Consider the following 17,073-nt stretch of genomic DNA (forward strand, 5'->3'; position numbering starts at 1 on the left):
GGGCACGATGGATGATTTTCATCAGCAGCGCAAAAAAGACGCGACAGAATCAATCCGTTTTTCCGGCGGGGATAGTATCGGAACAGACGAGCTGATTATCCGTTCCGTGCTATCCGGAAGCCCAGATCGTCAATTTTGAATTTGGCAGGATGGCTTCGTCTGCGCGTTGTTGCCATAATGCTCCTTTCAGGATCAGCCCATCCACCGCCCCGAAAAATACGATAGGAGCCGTACACATCCGTATCGTAGTAATCAGAACACCATTCCCAGACATTTCCCAACATATCATGAAGCCCCCATTGGTTCGGCATTTTCCGGCCAACCGGCTGGGTCATCTGTCCGGAATTGTCCCTGAACCAGGCAATATCTTCCAGATCGCCATACCTGATCTGCCCTGTTCCGGCTTTGCATGCATACTCCCATTCTGCTTCGACAGGCATCCGGTAGCCATTGGCGTGTTCATGAAACACACATGAATGATCCTCCGTGTTTAATGTATAGCATGGCTGCAAACCGCTGCTTTCCGAGAGCAGGTTGCAAAATTCGGCAGCTTCCATCCAGGACACATTTTCGACCGGTCGTCTGGGATGCAGAAAAAGGCTGGGATTTTTTCCCGTGATCCGGAAATACAGATCCTGCGTAACCGGGTACTTTGCAAGCCGGAAACCGGATATAGCTGCTGTCCAGCTTTGCTTTTTTCTATCGTCGCGAAGGGAAATGACGCCCGAAGGAATTGGTAACAATGGATAATCACTGATTAACATGATAATGGGTCCGAGGTTGAAACATTACAGCGAGAAATTGAAACGTACATGCCGTTTGCTTGATTCCATCATCCTGGACAAATGAGCAAACGGCGCCTGTCCTTGCTGCACCAACATGGATGCCGGATCCATATATACATGCTGAATCCGCGTACCGTCATAACAAAACGCCATTCAGCTGAGAACAAAAAAGCGGTTGTTAAGCGTGAAAAAAATACGTTACGACTACTTCCCGCTTCCAGTTCCAACGCAGGATTGTCAATTTTGTACTGTCAGAAATGAATTATTGGAGACAGAACAGAATCGTAAATAATCAGGTTGAATCCATGTTGACAGAAATCATTCAACAATCGATCGCGAAAAGTGTGCTGTGCTGGCTGGCCACGGTGTCGGAGGACGGAATGCCGAATGTTTCGCCCAAGGAAATATTTTCGCATTATGAAGGAAGTATCATTATTGCGGATGTAGCCTCGCCTCAAACAGTCCGCAACATCAGGACAAACAACAAAGTTTGTATATCCTTTATAGATATACTGATTCAAAAAGGATATCAACTGAAAGGCACCGCAAGCCTGCTGGATCAATCTTCACCGGCGTACGGCAACATGGAAAAAGTGCTTTTGAAAATAACGCAGGGGCTTTTTCCTTTTACGACCATCATCCGGATAAACGTGGAATTTGCCAAGCCGATCATCGCTCCCCGGTACATGTTGTTTCCCGGAACAACGGAAGAGGAACAGTATGAAAGTGCGTTGAAAACATATGGTCTGAATCGTCATTTATGATTAATCCAAAACAAACCATGCAAATTTCCTATGAAAATGAACAGCTTTACCCCACGCAGGTCCCGGCGGTATTTGCAGACAATCAGTTGTACCGGTTTTATGAGCAATCAGCCGTGCTGCATTCACATGCATCCTGTGTACATTGGTTTGATTTTGAGACGAATCGTGCCCATAAACTGAGCGTTCATTATCCTGATCCGCTCTACAAACTGGTACTTTGTATTGCCGGCAATGCAAGATCGGTGCCCGGAATGGCTCGGGAATACTGTTTCAGTACGGGGCAGGCACTTTTTTACAAGACTGAGGAAGAACCATATACTTCACTGCTGGCTGCCAATACGGCATTCAAAGTCATTCACATTCATTTGTCTGAATGGCATATCGGGATGCTTCAGAATGAACTGCCGGTACTTTTTGAAAAACCCGTCGGGGCAATGGCTCTCTCTTCCGAATGTGCCGCTGCATTTTTACAGTTAAAAACCATTTCGAAGGAAAATCCCGGACTGCTTCGCTTGTTTGAAGAAAAACTGATAACAGACCAGTTCTTTAACCTGGCCTCGCAGATCCTCCCGCGCAGCAGAGAAAAGGACATTTTACAGGAAGCGATCTGGCACATGCACCAGTCAAGCCGATACCTGACCATTTCCGAATTGGCGCATCGGTGCGGAACGAACAGTTTTCGTATTAAACAACTTTTCCGTGAAGAGCTGCGCAGCTCCGTTTTTCAATACCAGTCGGACCTGCAAATGGCGCGTGCGGCCCGGCTGCTGCTGGATACGGCATTACCCGTTGCACAGGTAAGCCTGCAATGTGGTTACGAAAGTGCTGCCGCTTTCTCCAATGCATTTACAAAAAAGTACGGCATGCGGCCGCTGGCTTTCAAAAATGCCCGATTGCGCAAGTAATGCTCCCGATCTGACAAACCGGTCCGTCAGGCATCCTGTTACATTTGCTCAAAAATCAGGAAGCATGAAAGCAAATGTAATTACTGCACACGGTCCGGCCCGGGCTGTTTTTGAAATCCGTGAAATGCCGGAGCCAGTTGCCACGGCTGACGATCTGATTATCAAAGTGCTCACTACGAGTGTCAACCCGCTCGACTGCCGCATCCGGAACAAGGCCTCCGTTCCGCGCGACCTGCCTCTTATCCTCGGCTTCGACGTCTGCGGCGTGGTGGTTGAAAAAGGCAGTAATGTCAGGGGTTTTAAGATCGGCGACCGGGTGACAGGCTCTCCTACTCCATTCCGGAGCGGCGCAAATGCATCCTATGTCGCCGTTGATTACCGCTCCTGCGCTTTGGCGGGAAGACTTACTGACGAGATTGCGGCTGCGATTCCGCTCGCAGGCATAACGGCATTTGAAGCATTGCTGGACAGACTGCACATCCGGAGCGGCAACCTGGTTGTGATTCACGCAGGAGCAGGCGGAGTCGGGCATATGGCGGTGCAGATTGCCAAATATGTGGGCTGTAAAGTCATAACCACAGCCAGCCGGGAGGAATCGCTGGAATACTGTACCAGTGAGCTCGGCGCCGACTACGTTCTGAATTATCGTGAGCAGGACATAAAAGCAGCCGTAATGGATCTGAGCGAGGGAAAGGGAGCTGCGCTGATTCTGGATACCGTCGGAGGTTCTACATTCAGCCAATGCATTGATTATGCAGCCATTACCGGACATATTTGCACGATTTTGCCTGTTTCAACGAATGCACAGGAAGGTTATCAGCTGCTTTTAAAGAACATTACAGTAAGTTACCAGTTTATGGGCGGGCCATCCCGCAACCCTTTGAATAACCGGCAAGGCATTATTCTGAAACGGCTGGTAGAAATGACGGAAGGCGGCACATTGCGGCCACATGTGTCAAAGGTTTATCCTTTGAAAGAGCTGGCTCTGGCGCATGAGCAAATAGAAACCGGGCATACAACGGGTAAAATTATCATTCGTGTGAATAACAATTAACATCATCTTCGCAATAAAATCCCATGCAGTTCATTATTTCAGCATTATCCGGACCTGATTACCCCGAAGTCATTTTCGTCTGGGAAGCCTCTGTGCGTGCCAGCCATCATTTTCTTGCAGAGGCTGACATTCAATATTACAAACCTGTGATTGTTACGGATTACCTGCCTGTGCTTGATCTGTTCGGCATTCGTCATGCATCCGGCGGACTTGCCGGCTTTATCGGGATCGCTGGCCGTAAAATTGAAATGCTTTTTGTACACCCGGACGATTTCGGGAAAGGTATCGGCAAGGCACTGTGTCAATATGCCGTTCGGGAACTACGGGCATCCGAAGTGGATGTCAATGAGGATAATCCGGGAGCATGCCAGTTTTATACAAAAATGGGCTTTGAAGTTACAGGCCGTTCTCCGGTCGATCCAGGCGGAAAACCTTTTCCCATCCTGCATTTAGCTATGAAAGCGTAGCTGAACTTGCATTTACCGAATGAAAGTATGTTTGTTGCCAATCAGCCGAACCTACATCCTGCACCTTTGTCACTGCGATAAAAAATCATGGTTTTCATCATCAATCAGGCTTTCGGAAGCTTGAAAAAAAACGTGCTGCCCATTCCGATTTCACTGTTTACCCCGATATGGCCGCCCTGCGCTTCAATGAACTCTTTGCTGATTGCCAGACCAAGTCCCGTACCCGTTTTCGCGCTGCCGGGAACCTGAAAGTAACGGTTGAAAATCTTGGCGCGGTAACGGCTGTCTATGCCCTGCCCTTCATCCTTTACCGAAAACTGTACGCCATTTTCATGCTGCTGAATGGCAATATGAATCTGTCCGGACTGCTGTGAATAGCGGATTGCGTTCGTCAGGAAATTGATGAGAACCCAGGCTGTCTTTTCCGTGTCGGCTTTTACTTCCGGCAGGTTTTCTTCCTTGTCAACATGCAGGCTGATCTGCTTTTGCTCGGCCTGCACTTTCACGGCTTCCACCGCATATTCCAGTATCTGAGCCGGATCGGACTGCTGGATACTGAGCTGGATGTTGCCCGTTTCCACCTGTGACATATTCAGCAGTTCACCTGTTATTTTCAAAAGCCGGTTACTGTCCTCTTTGATGCTTTCGATCAGTTGCTGCTGTTCCGGATTGATATGCCCGGTATTCTGGTTTTCAAGCAGCAGCAGGCTCATTTTGATTGACGCAATCGGCGTTTTTAGTTCATGGGAAACGGTAGCGATGAAGTTGGTCTTGGCAAAATCCAGTTCCTTGAACGGTGTGATGTTTTTCAGAATTATGACATGCCCGATCAGCTTTTTATCCTTTTCTCCGGTCGGCTTGATCGTGATATTGACTATTTCCTTCTCAAAATAACTTTCCTTGTTGTCGGCGTAAATTTTAAGCGGAACCGAGGAAAGTACTTCTGTATTTTCATGCTGCGGCAAATCGTTGACAAGCGATCGCACCAGATCGTTATTCTCAGCAATGTCCTGTGCTGTTCTGCCCATTATTTCTTCAGGCCGCAAACCGGAAATTTTGATTGCCTCGTTGTTGATGAACAGAATGGTCCTGTTTTCATCCAGGCCGATAACGGGTTCATGCATGTTGTTGATCAGCGTCTCAATCCGCATCTTCTCGGTCAGGATTTTGGAAAGGTTACTGTTATTGTATTCTTCCAGCTTTTCGGCCATCGTGTTGAAAGAGTCGGCCAGCTCGCCGAATTCGTTTTTGCTTCGGTAATTTACCCGTTGTGAATAGTTTTTGGCTGCAATCTCTTTAATACTGGCTGTGAGTTCCTTAATTGGATTTGCGATATTGCCCGGCAGATTGACAAGCAGCGTCATCGCAACCAGGAAACAGAGCGTACTGGAAATGACAATCCATGTATTCCCGGTTCTGGCTGTCTGATTGGCAACATTGCTTTTACGTTCAATTGCATTCATATTCAGCTCCATAAGCCGGAATATATCCTTTCGTATCAACAAATGAAGCTGGGTATCCTGAGGATTTGCTTTCAGCATGGCCAGTCTCTGAGCGATCTGTTCAGTTGCCTGCCCTTCTCCTTTCTCGGTGACGTTCTGTTCCTGAAGGTTCAGGTTTTTTTCAAAGGCTGTGATCCCGTCCTGCTCCTGCTGCATAAGATCCAGGGCCGCAATCATATTTTTACCATATTCGAGCGAATTGTAATTATCCACAAGAATATTCTCTGTATCGCTCTTTAATGCATTGATGTTGCTGATTCCTACCGTTGACAGCAGCAGGATCATCAAAAACAGGAGGCCGATGCCCAGTCTTAGTTTGGTTTTGATACTCATCAGGACAGAATAACAAGGTCAATTTCAGAAACGGAAAGTTTTTTTAAAAGCTGGTTAAATATATTGGTTGCCAGAATAACACGAAAAAGGTTCATATGCGGCTTGCCGATGCAAATGGTCGTAACTTGTCTCTGTTCGGCTACTTCCATAATGACTTTTGACACATGCGGGCTTTCCACGCGGACAATTTCACCGCCGAGTTCAGTAGCCAGCTTGAAGTTATTGATCAGGTGCCGCTGTTTGACGAGCGTAATTTTGTCGGTGTTTTCTTTTGGCGTCTGCACGTACAGCAGAATCCACGGGCTGTTGTAATAACTGGCCAGGCGTGCTGTTTTGCGGATCACGTTCCTGGCTGTAACCGCATTGCTGCTGATGCATGCCATAAACCGGTTGGGTTTCAGTGCGGACAGGCCCCGGGAAGAAATCTGCGTTTCTACTTTCCGGACTACCTGACTGGCTACTTCCTTCAAGGCAAGTTCGCGCAGCTGCAGGATATTATTCGGTGTAAAAAAATTGCCCAGTGCTGTCTGCACTTTTTCAGGCGCATAGATTTTCCCTTCTTTCAGACGTGTGATCAGCTCGTCGGCCGTCAGGTCAATATTCACGACTTCATCCGCCGCTGCCAGTACGCTGTCCGGAATCCGCTCCTTTACCTCCACGCCGGTAATGTCCTTGATTTCTTCATTCAGGCTTTCTATGTGCTGGATATTGACCGCGCTGATTACGTTGATGCCCGCGTCGAGGATATCCATGACATCCTGCCAGCGTTTGTCGTTTTTACTTCCTTCAATGTTCGAATGCGCAAGCTCGTCAATAATGACAATTTCAGGCCGCAAGCTGATGACCGCCTGAATGTCAAGCTCTTCCAGTTCTTTTCCTTTGTAAAACAGTTTCCGCCTTGGAATAACCGGCAATCCTTCCAGCAGCTCGTGCGTTTCCCTGCGGTTATGCGTTTCAATGTAGCCGATCTTCACATCGATCCCGTTCCGCAACAGGGTATGCGCTTCCTGCAGCATCCGGAAAGTTTTGCCTACACCGGCGCTCATGCCGATGTAGACTTTGAATTTGCCTTTGCGCGACTGCTGGATCAGTTCCAGAAAATGCCTGACGTGATTTTCTTTTTCTGTCATTTAAAAGGAAAGTGCAACGGAGGTTGTAACAAAGTAATTCTGATTTCGGGCGGTATGATCATGCGTAAAGATAGCATCTTTGCTGTTCAGACAACGCGCTTCCATTCGCCACACGACGTTGTCGGCAGGCAAGCAGTCGAAGTTCAAGGAGTAACCATACGTTTTGAACCCGTTTGCGGTTCCGGTGCTGATGATGACGCCGTTCCGATCCGCATAATACTCTCCTCTTGCTGCCATCCGGATTTTTTCCGAAACGCTGAACCTTGCAATCAAAACCGGCGTGTACCAGCTGTTAAAGCGGCTGCTTCCTTTTGCTTTTTGTTCGGTACCTATATCAAAGCCCGCCGTTATTCCCAGCCGGCTTGTCAGCCGGAATATGCCGTATACATTATGGAAATAGCGCATTTGCCTCAGGCTGTCCGGTTTGTCATTCCCGATAAACGTGCTGTAATTAAGCGTTACGGCATCGTTTGGCTTGTAAGTAACCTGTGTTCCAAATCCTGGCGTTGAATTTCCGTCAATCCGCTGGATCCGCTGCCAGCCGTTCAGGTACATGGCCGACAGATATAATTTTTCGTCACGGGTCGTAAAACCCAGTTTCAGCCCGGCTTCAAAATAGGGGGAATTTTCTGCCAGAAGACTTCTGCTCAACGTCCAGTTGTCTTTTCCGACCGCACTTTCAAAACCGATATGGGAAGGCATAATGCCGGCATCGAGCCAGAGAGTGTGGGTCCGGGAAAGTTTAATCCCTGCATTGGCTTCCAAAATATTTCTTAAAACACCGGGTTCCGCATTGTAATTCGCATTCATATAAGTGCCGGCTGCCAGTGCTACATTTGCTCTGACGCGGTCCGTAACATAAGCAGCCTTGATAAAAGCCAGATTCAGGTTTACTTCTCCTGCACGGTTGAAGTTGTAGAGAAAGCCGGGAACCGTATTATTTTCGGGACGGTTAAAATCGTGATTATAGTAGGCTTCCACATAACCGCTGACGGTCAACGGATTTTTTGTGGCCGTAGCATCCTGCGCCAGAGCAGGCTGTAAAATCATTAGACTGACTGCACTTGAAATTAAAGTCTTCATGGGTACGCTATTAAAAAAAAATGACTGCAACGTTGTTTACTGCATTGCTCACCCCGTTGCAAATTCTGATGGGCAAAGCTTGTTTTCTTAATTCAGTTGATCAAGAGCCAGGTTCAGTTTCAGCACATTGATTTTTTCCGGCCCGAACAATCCGAGCAACGGGCCTTCGGTATTTCTTGCAATCAGTTGTACAAGTGCTTCTTCTGAAACTTTCCTGACGGAAGCAATTCTTTTTACCTGTACCAAAGCCGACCTGGGAGTAATATCCGGATCAAGGCCGCTGCCGCTTGCCGTAACGAGTTCTACCGGAATATCTTTTTTCCCTACCCCCGGATTGTGAACCAGAAAGGTATCAATCCGTGCCTGAACCACAGCAAGGTATTCCGGATTGGAAGGCCCTTTGTTACTGCCGCCGCTGCCGGCCGCGTTATAACCGACTGCGGAAGGACGGGAACAGAAATACTTATCCTCGGTGAATGTCTGGCCAATGTTGGCGTAATACGTCTTGCCATGTACTGTAATCATTTTGCCCTTGCCGCCATTTGGTGCGAACTGCGCCACGCCCCAGATGACGGCTGTATAAAGTCCTGAAAAAAACATCAGGGTCAGGGCGGTAAGTTTGATGGCTGGAAATATGTTGGTTTTCATTTTTTTTCTAAGATGAGGACTGTGGAATGTTGGCTTTTAGTTATTTGTCAGGAATTGTTAGTTGTAGTCACGGGTTGTCATTTTTTGTTATGGATTGTTATTTTTTGTCATGGGTTGTTTTTTTGTCAGGGGTTGTTACTTATAGTCATGGGTAGTGGTTGGGGAATTTGGGTTTGGGGTTATTGTTGTTGAGAGCTACAAGCTGACAGCTAAAAGCTAATCGCTAAAAGCTTTCAAATCCAGATGCTGACGACAAGATCAATGGCCTTGATTCCAATGAACGGGATGATGATGCCGCCTAGGCCGTAGATCAGCAGGTTTCTTCGGAGCAGTGCGCTTGCGCCGATGGGTTTGTAGGCAACGCCTTTCAGTGCCAGCGGTATCAGGATCGGGATAATAACGGCGTTGAAAATTACCGCTGAAAGTATCGCGCTTTCGGGGCTATTGAGCTTCATGATGTTCAAACCCTGCAGTGCGGGAATGGAAGCAATGAACAAAGCCGGGATAATGGCAAAGTACTTGGCTACGTCGTTGGCGATTGAAAATGTGGTCAGTGTTCCGCGCGTCATCAGAAGCTGTTTTCCGATTTCGACGATCTCGATGAGTTTGGTCGGGTCATTATCCAGATCGACCATGTTGCCGGCTTCCTTGGCGGCTTGTGTACCGCTGTTCATGGCAACGCCCACGTCTGCCTGCGCAAGTGCAGGCGCATCATTGGTACCGTCGCCCATCATGGCCACCAGCTTGCCGCTTTCCTGCTCGCGTTTGATGTAATTCATTTTATCCTCCGGCTTTGCTTCCGCAATGAAATCGTCCACGCCGGCTTTTTCTGCAATGAATTTGGCGGTCAGCGGATTATCGCCGGTTACCATTACGGTTTTTACACCCATTTTACGCAGACGTTCAAAACGTTCACTGATTCCGGTTTTGATGATATCCTGTAACTCGATAACGCCGAGGACATGCTCGTTTTCCGAAACCACCAGCGGCGTTCCGCCATTGCCCGAAATATCCTTCACCCTTTGCTCAATGTCAGCGGGAAAATGGTTTCCTGCATTTACAGTCAGTTTTTTAATGGCATCAAAAGCACCTTTGCGGATTCGGGTCTGGCCGAAATCGACACCGGAACTTCTGGTTTCCGCCGTGAACTTGATAAAAGCCGGATTATCAATTGAATTGTAGCTGGCAGGATTCAGATTGGCCAGTTCAAGAATTGACTTGCCTTCCGGGGTTTCATCTGCAATGGAGCTGAGCACGGCACATTTGATAAAATGATCACGATTTGTCCCGTCGGCAGCATGGAAATGCGTGGCTTTTCTGTTCCCGATGGTAATCGTACCCGTTTTATCCAGCAAAAGCACATCGATATCACCGGCTGTTTCGACTGCCTTCCCCGATTTGGTAATGACATTCGCACGCAGCGCACGATCCATACCTGCAATCCCGATTGCAGACAGAAGTCCGCCGATCGTTGTCGGAATCAGACAAACGAAAAGAGAAATGAAGGCTGCAATCGTAATGGGTGTACCGGCAAAATCAGCAAACGGTTTCAGTGTAACGCAAACAATGATGAATACAAGCGTAAAGCCTGCCAGCAGAATGGTAAGCGCAATTTCATTAGGCGTTTTCTGACGGCTTGCCCCTTCCACCAGCGCGATCATTTTGTCCAGAAAGCTTTCTCCCGGCGCTGTGGTCACCATCACTTTGATTTTATCAGAAAGCACCTTGGTGCCGCCTGTAACGCTGCTTTTATCACCGCCGGCTTCCCGGATCACCGGAGCCGATTCGCCGGTAATTGCACTTTCGTCAATCGTAGCAAGTCCTTCGATTATTTCTCCGTCGGTGGCAATGTTGTCTCCCGCTTCACATATAAAAATATCGCCTTTCTGCATGGAAGCGGACATGACGTTTCTGGTAGCAACGCCAAATCCCGGCTTGTTGTCTATTACCAGCCTGGCCGGTGTTTCTTCTCTTGTTTTGCGCAGGCTGTCGGCCTGTGCTTTTCCCCTTGCCTCGGCAATTCCTTCGGCAAAATTGGCAAAAAGCAAAGTAAGCAACAGCACCAGAAAAACGATGAAGTTATAGGTGAAACTGCCCTGCGAATGCTCGCCGGCAAGTACCCAGATGCTTACGATCAGCATCACGAACGTCCCGATTTCCACGGTGAACATCACCGGATTGCGAAACATCATTTTGGGGTTTAATTTAATAAATGACTGCTTCAAAGCTTCATTGACCATTTCCTTCTGGAATAAGGAGGCATTCTGATTTTTCATTGGTATTGGTGAAATGTGAAAAGTGAGCGGTTTCTTTTGTAAGATGAAATGATGCTTTTGGAAAATGATAGGCTACTTGTGAAAAGTAAAATGTGATTTGTGAAATGTGAGATGTCGATTTATGGGATGCGGGTTGTAATATTTGTTTTTATTCGTTAGACATTCTGATTAAAATAATGTAATGTGAAGCCGCATAAAAAGCTAAATTCCTGGATCAGAAGTTTTGAGATGGTTAAAGTGCTGTATGAGGTAACAAGTTCGTTTCCTGTTGAAGAACGCTTCGGGCTGTTTTCGCAAATTCGAAGAGCCGGAGTTTCCGTACCGGTCAACATTGCCGAGGGAGCAGCCCGTAAAGGCAAGAAAGAGTTTATTCAATTCTTGCATATTGCACTGGGTTCATTAACCGAACTGGATACACTTATCCTGCTTAGCAGTGACCTAAACTTTATTACAAAAGAAAAATCCATACTTCTAATCAACGAACTCGATACAATCGGAAAACTCATTTACGGCTTGATAAGAAAGCTGGAAAGCAAGTGAGATATACAATCCTTCACATCTCACATCTCACATCTCACATCTCACTGTAAAGAAAAGTACTCTGCAATAGGTCCCAGTGTCAGTGCGGGAAAGAAGGATAAGGCGGTAATGATGACGATCACTGCCAGTACCATGATTCCGAAAGTGGCTGAATCCGTACGCAGCGTGCCTGCGCTTTCAGGGATGAACTTCTTGCTGGCCAATAGTCCGGCGATTGCAACAGGACCGATAATCGGAATGTAACGGGACAGGATCAGTACAAAACCGGTTGATATATTCCACCAAGGATTGTTGTCGCCAAGTCCTTCAAAACCGCTTCCGTTGTTGGCCGAGGAAGAGGTATACTCATAAAGCATTTCACTGAAACCATGAAAACCCGGATTGTTCAAGGTGCCTGCGGTAATTTCGGGAAAGGCTGCTGCCAGCGCAGTACCGGCCAGAATCAGGAGCGGGTGCAGCAAGGCAACGACCATGGCAATCTTCATTTCCCTGCCTTCGATTTTTTTACCCAGCAGCTCCGGCGTACGTCCGACCATCAGTCCGGAAATAAAAACGGCCAGAATGATAAAGATGAAAATATTGAGCATTCCCGCTCCTGCCCCGCCGTAAAATGCATTGGTCATCATGGCCAGCATCTGCGTCATTCCGGACAAAGGCGTAAAACTGTCGTGCATGGAATTAACGGAGCCTGTTGAAATAACGGTTGTAGCTATACTCCAGAACGCTGATGCCGTGCTTCCCAGCCTGACTTCCTTACCTTCCATGGCTCCGGAGCTGTTGTCGATGCCCATGGCAGTGATGGCGGGATTGCCTGCATTTTCCCAGATTACCGTTGGAACGGTCAGCACCAGAAACCCGATTGTCATCACCCCGAAAATCATCCGTGCCATTTTCTTACGCAGCAAAAAATAGCCAAAAGCAAATACCATCGCAAGCGGAACGATCATCTGGCCGAACATTTCTGCCATGTTTGTCAGATAATTGGGATTTTCAAGCGGATGCGCAGAATTGGCCCCGAAAAATCCGCCTCCGTTAGTGCCCACATGCTTGATGGCTACAAAAGCCGCAACGGGCCCGGTAGAAACACCGACTGTATCGCCTTGCATATTGATATACGTATCTTTTCCTTCAAAAGTCATCGGCGTGCCGTTAAATGCCAGGACCATTGCAATCAGCACGGAAACCGGAAACAGGATTCTTGTACACGATTTGAGCAGAAAATTGTAAAAATTGCCAAGCTGATCCGTCGTACGCTCTTTCAGAGCCATAAACAGCACCGCAGCCGCTGCCATGCCCGTTCCTGCCGTCACAAAGTGCAGAAACATCAAAAACAACTGCGAAAGGTAACTCAGCCCGGATTCACCCGAGTAATGCTGAAGGTTGCAGTTTACAACGAAAGATATGCTAGTATTAAAGGCCAGATCAGCACTTTGTCCCGGGTTACCGTCCGGGTTCAGCGGAAGCCAGCCCTGATTCATCAGTACAAACATGCCCAGCAGAAACCAGACAAAATTGATCGTCAGCAATGCAGCCATATGCTGCTTCCAGTTCATAGGTGCATGCGGATTGATGCCGCTGATGCGAAAAAACAGTTTTTCGACGGGATTGAAAACGGGGTCAAGAGGTGTTTTATCTCCTGAGTAAACTTTTGCAATATACTTGCCGAACGGAATGGCCAATGCAACGGTAAGGATAAAAACGGCAATAATTCCTGCTAATTCAGTATTCATTTGATTTAAGCTTTATTTCAGTTTCAGAAATTTTCAGGTTTGACCAGTACATAACACATGTAGCCAAAAACCCCGATGGAAATGATAAACAGCGCTGCCATGTTGCTAGATGTTTTCAAAAAAATGGATGATTTTGTAAAAAAGCAGGAAGCACAAACTGCCGGCTGCTATCAGAAGAATGGTAATCATTTTGTCAAGTATTCAGATTATTGGTTTGCATTGATTTTCCTGACGGGACTTTGCCGGAAAGTTTTCGTGCGTCAGTGCCTGCCGTTTGCAGGAATGCCAAGGCAGGATTGTTCCGGGCCTGTAGATGTATAAAGTGGAACTGCGTTTCAGGTCGGGTGATTTTGATTGAGGTGCAGCCTCCATTTGGCTGTAAACGCTGCTATTTCTGCTTTTCATGATTTGTTTATTAAGATCTGCAAGGGTTTATACCAAACCTGTTCCAGTGTACTAAACACAAAATCAAAACACTGATGATCAATGAATTAACTTTATTTTGATTTTATATACCAAAAAAACAGCCCTATCAAAATGATAGGGCCTTATCAAAATGGAAAAAAGTGAAAAGGTAATTTGCGGGTTTTCCGTTACAGGCTTTTTACCCTTTTCCTGCAGCCGGCATTGTGATGTCAGGTTCGGGGAAATAAATCTGCCCGGGAATTTTCATGGAATCAGACGGTCTTTCCGCAGTTGTTCAAAGAGATCATAAAACGAATCCAGCGTGGATTGGTAACCTGTAAATCCGAGTTTCCGGCTTTTGGACATATCCATCATCACCTCGATCGGACGGCCCAGATCCAGATCTGTATGCCAGGCCGAAACCAGGCGGCTCAGTTCCTGTTCTTTCAATCCATACCTGACCGCGATTTCTTTCCATAGTTGCCCATCACCTGCAATTTCATCTTCCAGAGGGTGAATTTCACCGTCAAAGCCTTTTGGCTGAATGTCAAACCACTCTGCCAGTTTCTTCCACAGCCAGCTCCACCGGAACACATCTCCGTTCGTAATATTAAAGGCTTCATTGCGTGCCTGCGGCGTTGTGGCCGCCCATATCAGATGTTCGGCGAGCATTCTGGCATCCGTAACATCCGAAAGCCCGTTCCACTGCGCACCGGAACCCGGCCACACAAACGGACGGCCGGTTTCTTTACAGATCGTTGCATACACCGCCAGTGTCGTGCCCATATTCATCATATTGCCAACCGCTTTGCCGATTACCGTATGTGGCCGGTGAATACTCCATGTAAATCCGTCCCGCGCTGCGGCAGCATATACTTCATCTTCCTGCGCATAGTAAAAGTTCTCAATGTCCAGCCGGGGATGTTCTTCCCGCACAGGCGTTTCGGGCAAAGTTCCGGCTTTGGCATATGCATCAAAGGGCCCGAGATAATGTTTCAGGCCGGTTACAAGTGCCACATGCTGCACCGATTTTGCAGGTGACAAAGCATTAAGCAGGTTGCGTACCATCAGGCTATTGACACGGATATTTTCTGCTTCCGTTTCGTTTCGCATCCAGCTCGTTAAAAACACGTGCGTCGGCTGAACGTCTTTCAGCGCAGTTTCCAGACTCCCCGTATCAAGCAGGTCGGCGGCAACGGGAATCAATTCCGGAATTTCAGTATTCGGTTTTCTGGCCAGTCCGTAAGTAATCCAGTCTTTACTGATCAGTTTTTCAGCCAGGTTACTTCCGGTGATTCCACTCGATCCAACAACAAGCGCAATATTTTTCATTTTAGAAATTGTTTTTGGCGTTGATATGGAAAGAATTGTTCCAGGCGGAGTGAACTTTTGTCATGAGGTCAGTTCGGATGAATCTGTTTGGTCATTTGTTGTTGATGATTTTTTTATGTGTAATGTATGGAAACTGCTGTTTAAAGGTCTTTTTTCATCATGATATCTGTTTGTTCATCTTCGCCGAACCTGAAAATATGCTTGTCAAATGCAGTAAAACCGTTTTTTTCATAAAACCGGATGGCCTTGGCGTTCTTTTCCCAGACCCCAAGCCAGATATAGGATTTGGACAGGGAACGGGCAATTTCCAGTGCTTTTTCAAACAGCAGCTGACCTGCTTTTTTGCCATGAAAAGCCTGTTTTACGTAAATACGCTCTATTTCGAGTGAGGTTGCATCCCGAAGTTCAGTTTGCGACGTTCCGGTATTTACTTTCAAATAACCGACCGGCGTTTCATTGTCCCAGGCAATACAAAATACAGACTCCGGATTAGTTAATTCTGACTTGATTTTTTCATCACTGAAATTTTCCGTCAGATACTGGATCATATCCGCTTCGGTGTTATCTGCTGCAAACGTTTCAAAAAAAGTCTCTTTTGCAATAAGCTGTACAGCTTTTAAATCTTCGGGACGGGCTATGCTTAATTCCACTGGTTGTTCATTTAGGTTATATAGGTTGTAAAGTTAATCTGGAATCAGCAGGTTTTGTTATATCGATTTAAGGCCGGATTCCGGATTTTCTGCCTGATTGAATGATTTTCGGCTTTTGGTTGCGGTCTGTATATTCCACAATTTCGCTGATTCGCTTCTGACGGGTTTCCGGCCTTTTGGCAAGTACAATCCATTGCAGCAGGTTCCGTTTGTCGGATCTGCACAAGGACTGATAAAATTTTTCTGCATCGGGCCTGCGGTGCAGTTCCGACTGAAGGTCGGCAGGAACAATCAGTGCTTCCACATCGTCCAGAACGGTCCATGAACCGTTTTGCTTGGCTGTGTAAATGGCTTCCAGGCCGGCCGGCATCATCAAACCCGCTTCCATAAACCTGTTTACTTTTTCCTTGTTGATCTTTGACCAGACGCTGTCGGGCTTTCTGCGGGTAAAAAACTGCATAAACCGGTTCTCGTCCATCCGCCTCGACAAACTATCAATCCAGCCGAAACACAATGCTTCATCCACGGCTTCGCTCCATGTAATGGTCGGAATGCCTGACTTTTTTTTGTGATAAATCAGCCAGACGGATTTTTCCCGGGAGTGGTTTTCCGCCAGCCATGCCCTCCATTGCTGCTTGTCTGCAGGACAAAAAGTATGAATATCTTTTTCCATTATAGAAATGTCATTTGTGATTTAACAACAGCAAATTAAAATTACAATACAAAGGAAAGCGGCCGGGTGACAACCCTGTGTCAGTTGAAATTATTATTTATAAATATTCCGGAAGATAAAATGAACGTGTCTTTACAAAGGAGAAAAGTATGTGCAGCGTATTTATTGATAGTACTGTTTCCGGATGCAAAATGAGTATGGAAAATTAATATCAGGTGTATAAAAATGAAAACTTCCGAAGGCTTCCATTCCTTTTGAAATTCCTGCATCGGATGAGGATTATCATTTTGAAATATGCTGTGATCTTAAATGCAGGTTTATATATTTGAACAAGATTACAAAAGACCATTCAACCGAAATGCCCGATTTATCGCCAGCCAGAAACCGGCTTCTTTACGGATTGCTCACGATCATTACATTACTTGCAGGCTTTTTGTCCAGACGTTTATTCGGCGATCATGCATTCATCAAACTTTATGTCGGCGATGCGTTATGGGCATTGATGGTGTTTTTCGGTTTTGCTTTTCTATTGCGAAGGCGTTCAACGCTGGCCGTTGCTGCGGCCGCACTCGGGTTTTCAGTAAGCATCGAGATCAGTCAATTGTATCATGCGCCATGGATTGACGACCTGAGAAAGATTCCTTTAATCGCACTTGTTCTGGGATTCCAGTTTGTATGGAGTGATCTGATTTGTTACAGTATCGGCGTAGGAACCGGCGTACTTGCCGAAATCTGTTTCATTCAGCCTTTCAAAGAATACAGAATGGCCGCAAAGAAGCAGTAAGCAGTTGATAAA

Annotated in this window: 17 protein-coding genes; 7 read left to right on the top strand and 10 right to left on the bottom strand. The window is 46.7% G+C overall.

The window, feature by feature from the left end:
• Nucleotides 1-95: 95 nt before the first annotated feature.
• Complete coding sequence (locus FEM33_RS13725; protein ID WP_139012573.1) at nt 96-764, bottom strand: formylglycine-generating enzyme family protein; 669 nt, start codon at nt 762-764, stop codon at nt 96-98.
• 278 nt (nt 765-1,042) lie between these two features.
• Between FEM33_RS13725 and FEM33_RS13730 the strand changes: the two genes are divergently transcribed.
• From FEM33_RS13730 to FEM33_RS13745, 4 genes are all read left to right on the top strand, one after another.
• Nucleotides 1,043-1,549, top strand: a complete 507-nt coding sequence (locus FEM33_RS13730; RefSeq protein ID WP_201747749.1) for a pyridoxamine 5'-phosphate oxidase family protein — start codon at nt 1,043-1,045, stop codon at nt 1,547-1,549.
• A complete protein-coding gene (locus FEM33_RS13735) occupies nt 1,546-2,454 on the top strand; it encodes a helix-turn-helix domain-containing protein (protein ID WP_139012574.1) in 909 nt (302 codons plus the stop codon). Before FEM33_RS13730 ends, FEM33_RS13735 begins: the two co-directional genes overlap by 4 nt.
• A gap of 64 nt (nt 2,455-2,518) precedes the next feature.
• Entirely contained in the window at nt 2,519-3,508 is a 990-nt protein-coding gene (locus FEM33_RS13740; RefSeq protein ID WP_161597120.1) for a quinone oxidoreductase family protein, read from the top strand.
• A 23-nt stretch (nt 3,509-3,531) separates the two neighbouring features.
• Nucleotides 3,532-3,975: a GNAT family N-acetyltransferase gene (locus FEM33_RS13745; RefSeq protein WP_139012576.1), complete on the top strand. Its 444-nt coding sequence runs from the start codon at nt 3,532-3,534 to the stop codon at nt 3,973-3,975.
• A 104-nt stretch (nt 3,976-4,079) separates the two neighbouring features.
• Here the strand turns inward: FEM33_RS13745 and FEM33_RS13750 are convergent, their stop codons facing one another.
• From FEM33_RS13750 to kdpB, 5 genes are all read right to left on the bottom strand, one after another.
• The gene (locus FEM33_RS13750; RefSeq protein ID WP_139012577.1) at nt 4,080-5,810 is read right to left on the bottom strand and encodes a HAMP domain-containing sensor histidine kinase; all 1,731 of its coding nucleotides are present in this window, start codon (nt 5,808-5,810) and stop codon (nt 4,080-4,082) included.
• On the bottom strand, nt 5,810-6,940 hold the full coding sequence (locus FEM33_RS13755) for a sensor protein KdpD (RefSeq protein WP_139012578.1): 1,131 nt from the start codon (nt 6,938-6,940) through the stop codon (nt 5,810-5,812). The genes FEM33_RS13750 and FEM33_RS13755 overlap by 1 nt, the downstream gene beginning before the upstream one ends.
• A complete protein-coding gene (locus FEM33_RS13760) occupies nt 6,941-8,023 on the bottom strand; it encodes a porin (protein WP_139012579.1) in 1,083 nt (360 codons plus the stop codon).
• Nucleotides 8,024-8,110: 87 nt separating this feature from the next.
• Nucleotides 8,111-8,671, bottom strand: a complete 561-nt coding sequence (locus tag FEM33_RS13765) for a K(+)-transporting ATPase subunit C (protein WP_139012580.1) — start codon at nt 8,669-8,671, stop codon at nt 8,111-8,113.
• Between the two features lie 233 nt (nt 8,672-8,904).
• Nucleotides 8,905-10,947, bottom strand: a complete 2,043-nt coding sequence (kdpB, locus tag FEM33_RS13770; RefSeq protein WP_139012581.1) for a potassium-transporting ATPase subunit KdpB — start codon at nt 10,945-10,947, stop codon at nt 8,905-8,907.
• 183 nt (nt 10,948-11,130) lie between these two features.
• On the opposite strand from kdpB, the gene FEM33_RS13775 reads away from it, so the two are divergent.
• Nucleotides 11,131-11,487 (top strand): four helix bundle protein, encoded by a 357-nt coding sequence (locus tag FEM33_RS13775; protein WP_201747750.1) that lies wholly within the window; start codon nt 11,131-11,133, stop codon nt 11,485-11,487.
• A 41-nt stretch (nt 11,488-11,528) separates the two neighbouring features.
• On the opposite strand, the gene kdpA is transcribed toward FEM33_RS13775, so the two are convergent.
• Nucleotides 11,529-13,217, bottom strand: coding sequence for a potassium-transporting ATPase subunit KdpA (gene kdpA / locus FEM33_RS13780; protein WP_139012582.1), 1,689 nt, complete (start codon nt 13,215-13,217; stop codon nt 11,529-11,531).
• Nucleotides 13,218-13,298: 81 nt separating this feature from the next.
• On the opposite strand from kdpA, the gene FEM33_RS26345 reads away from it, so the two are divergent.
• Entirely contained in the window at nt 13,299-13,538 is a 240-nt protein-coding gene (locus tag FEM33_RS26345; protein ID WP_161597121.1) for a hypothetical protein, read from the top strand.
• A gap of 348 nt (nt 13,539-13,886) precedes the next feature.
• Here FEM33_RS26345 and FEM33_RS13795 read toward each other — a convergent pair whose 3' ends face one another.
• The 3 genes from FEM33_RS13795 to FEM33_RS13805 form a co-directional block, all read right to left on the bottom strand.
• A complete protein-coding gene (locus FEM33_RS13795; protein WP_139012584.1) occupies nt 13,887-14,954 on the bottom strand; it encodes an SDR family oxidoreductase in 1,068 nt (355 codons plus the stop codon).
• Nucleotides 14,955-15,094: 140 nt separating this feature from the next.
• Nucleotides 15,095-15,604 (bottom strand): GNAT family N-acetyltransferase, encoded by a 510-nt coding sequence (locus FEM33_RS13800; protein ID WP_139012585.1) that lies wholly within the window; start codon nt 15,602-15,604, stop codon nt 15,095-15,097.
• 67 nt (nt 15,605-15,671) lie between these two features.
• Nucleotides 15,672-16,277: a YdeI/OmpD-associated family protein gene (locus tag FEM33_RS13805; protein WP_139012586.1), complete on the bottom strand. Its 606-nt coding sequence runs from the start codon at nt 16,275-16,277 to the stop codon at nt 15,672-15,674.
• Nucleotides 16,278-16,602: 325 nt separating this feature from the next.
• Here FEM33_RS13805 and FEM33_RS13810 point away from each other — a divergent pair, with 325 nt between their 5' ends.
• Nucleotides 16,603-17,061 carry a ribosomal maturation YjgA family protein gene (locus tag FEM33_RS13810; protein WP_229214240.1) on the top strand — a complete coding sequence of 153 codons (459 nt, stop codon included), beginning with the start codon at nt 16,603-16,605 and terminating at the stop codon, nt 17,059-17,061.
• Nucleotides 17,062-17,073: the final 12 nt, after the last annotated feature.

This window comes from Dyadobacter flavalbus (assembly GCF_006149045.1).
Classification (GTDB): domain Bacteria; phylum Bacteroidota; class Bacteroidia; order Cytophagales; family Spirosomataceae; genus Dyadobacter; species Dyadobacter flavalbus.

What these genes read in the sequence shown, in the direction of transcription:
- FEM33_RS13745 (WP_139012576.1), top strand. Translation starts at nt 3,532, where the DNA reads ATGCAGTTCATTATTTCAGCATTATCCGGACCTGATTACCCCGAAGTC.
- FEM33_RS13760 (WP_139012579.1), bottom strand. Translation starts at nt 8,023, where the DNA reads ATGAAGACTTTAATTTCAAGTGCAGTCAGTCTAATGATTTTACAGCCT.
- FEM33_RS13730 (WP_201747749.1), top strand. Translation starts at nt 1,043, where the DNA reads ATGAATTATTGGAGACAGAACAGAATCGTAAATAATCAGGTTGAATCC.
- FEM33_RS13735 (WP_139012574.1), top strand. Translation starts at nt 1,546, where the DNA reads ATGATTAATCCAAAACAAACCATGCAAATTTCCTATGAAAATGAACAG.
- kdpB (WP_139012581.1), bottom strand. Translation starts at nt 10,947, where the DNA reads ATGAAAAATCAGAATGCCTCCTTATTCCAGAAGGAAATGGTCAATGAA.
- FEM33_RS13755 (WP_139012578.1), bottom strand. Translation starts at nt 6,940, where the DNA reads ATGACAGAAAAAGAAAATCACGTCAGGCATTTTCTGGAACTGATCCAG.
- FEM33_RS26345 (WP_161597121.1), top strand. Translation starts at nt 13,299, where the DNA reads ATGATAAACAGCGCTGCCATGTTGCTAGATGTTTTCAAAAAAATGGAT.
- FEM33_RS13805 (WP_139012586.1), bottom strand. Translation starts at nt 16,277, where the DNA reads ATGGAAAAAGATATTCATACTTTTTGTCCTGCAGACAAGCAGCAATGG.
- FEM33_RS13765 (WP_139012580.1), bottom strand. Translation starts at nt 8,671, where the DNA reads ATGAAAACCAACATATTTCCAGCCATCAAACTTACCGCCCTGACCCTG.
- FEM33_RS13725 (WP_139012573.1), bottom strand. Translation starts at nt 764, where the DNA reads ATGTTAATCAGTGATTATCCATTGTTACCAATTCCTTCGGGCGTCATT.
- FEM33_RS13795 (WP_139012584.1), bottom strand. Translation starts at nt 14,954, where the DNA reads ATGAAAAATATTGCGCTTGTTGTTGGATCGAGTGGAATCACCGGAAGT.
- kdpA (WP_139012582.1), bottom strand. Translation starts at nt 13,217, where the DNA reads ATGAATACTGAATTAGCAGGAATTATTGCCGTTTTTATCCTTACCGTT.
- FEM33_RS13740 (WP_161597120.1), top strand. Translation starts at nt 2,519, where the DNA reads ATGAAAGCAAATGTAATTACTGCACACGGTCCGGCCCGGGCTGTTTTT.
- FEM33_RS13750 (WP_139012577.1), bottom strand. Translation starts at nt 5,810, where the DNA reads ATGAGTATCAAAACCAAACTAAGACTGGGCATCGGCCTCCTGTTTTTG.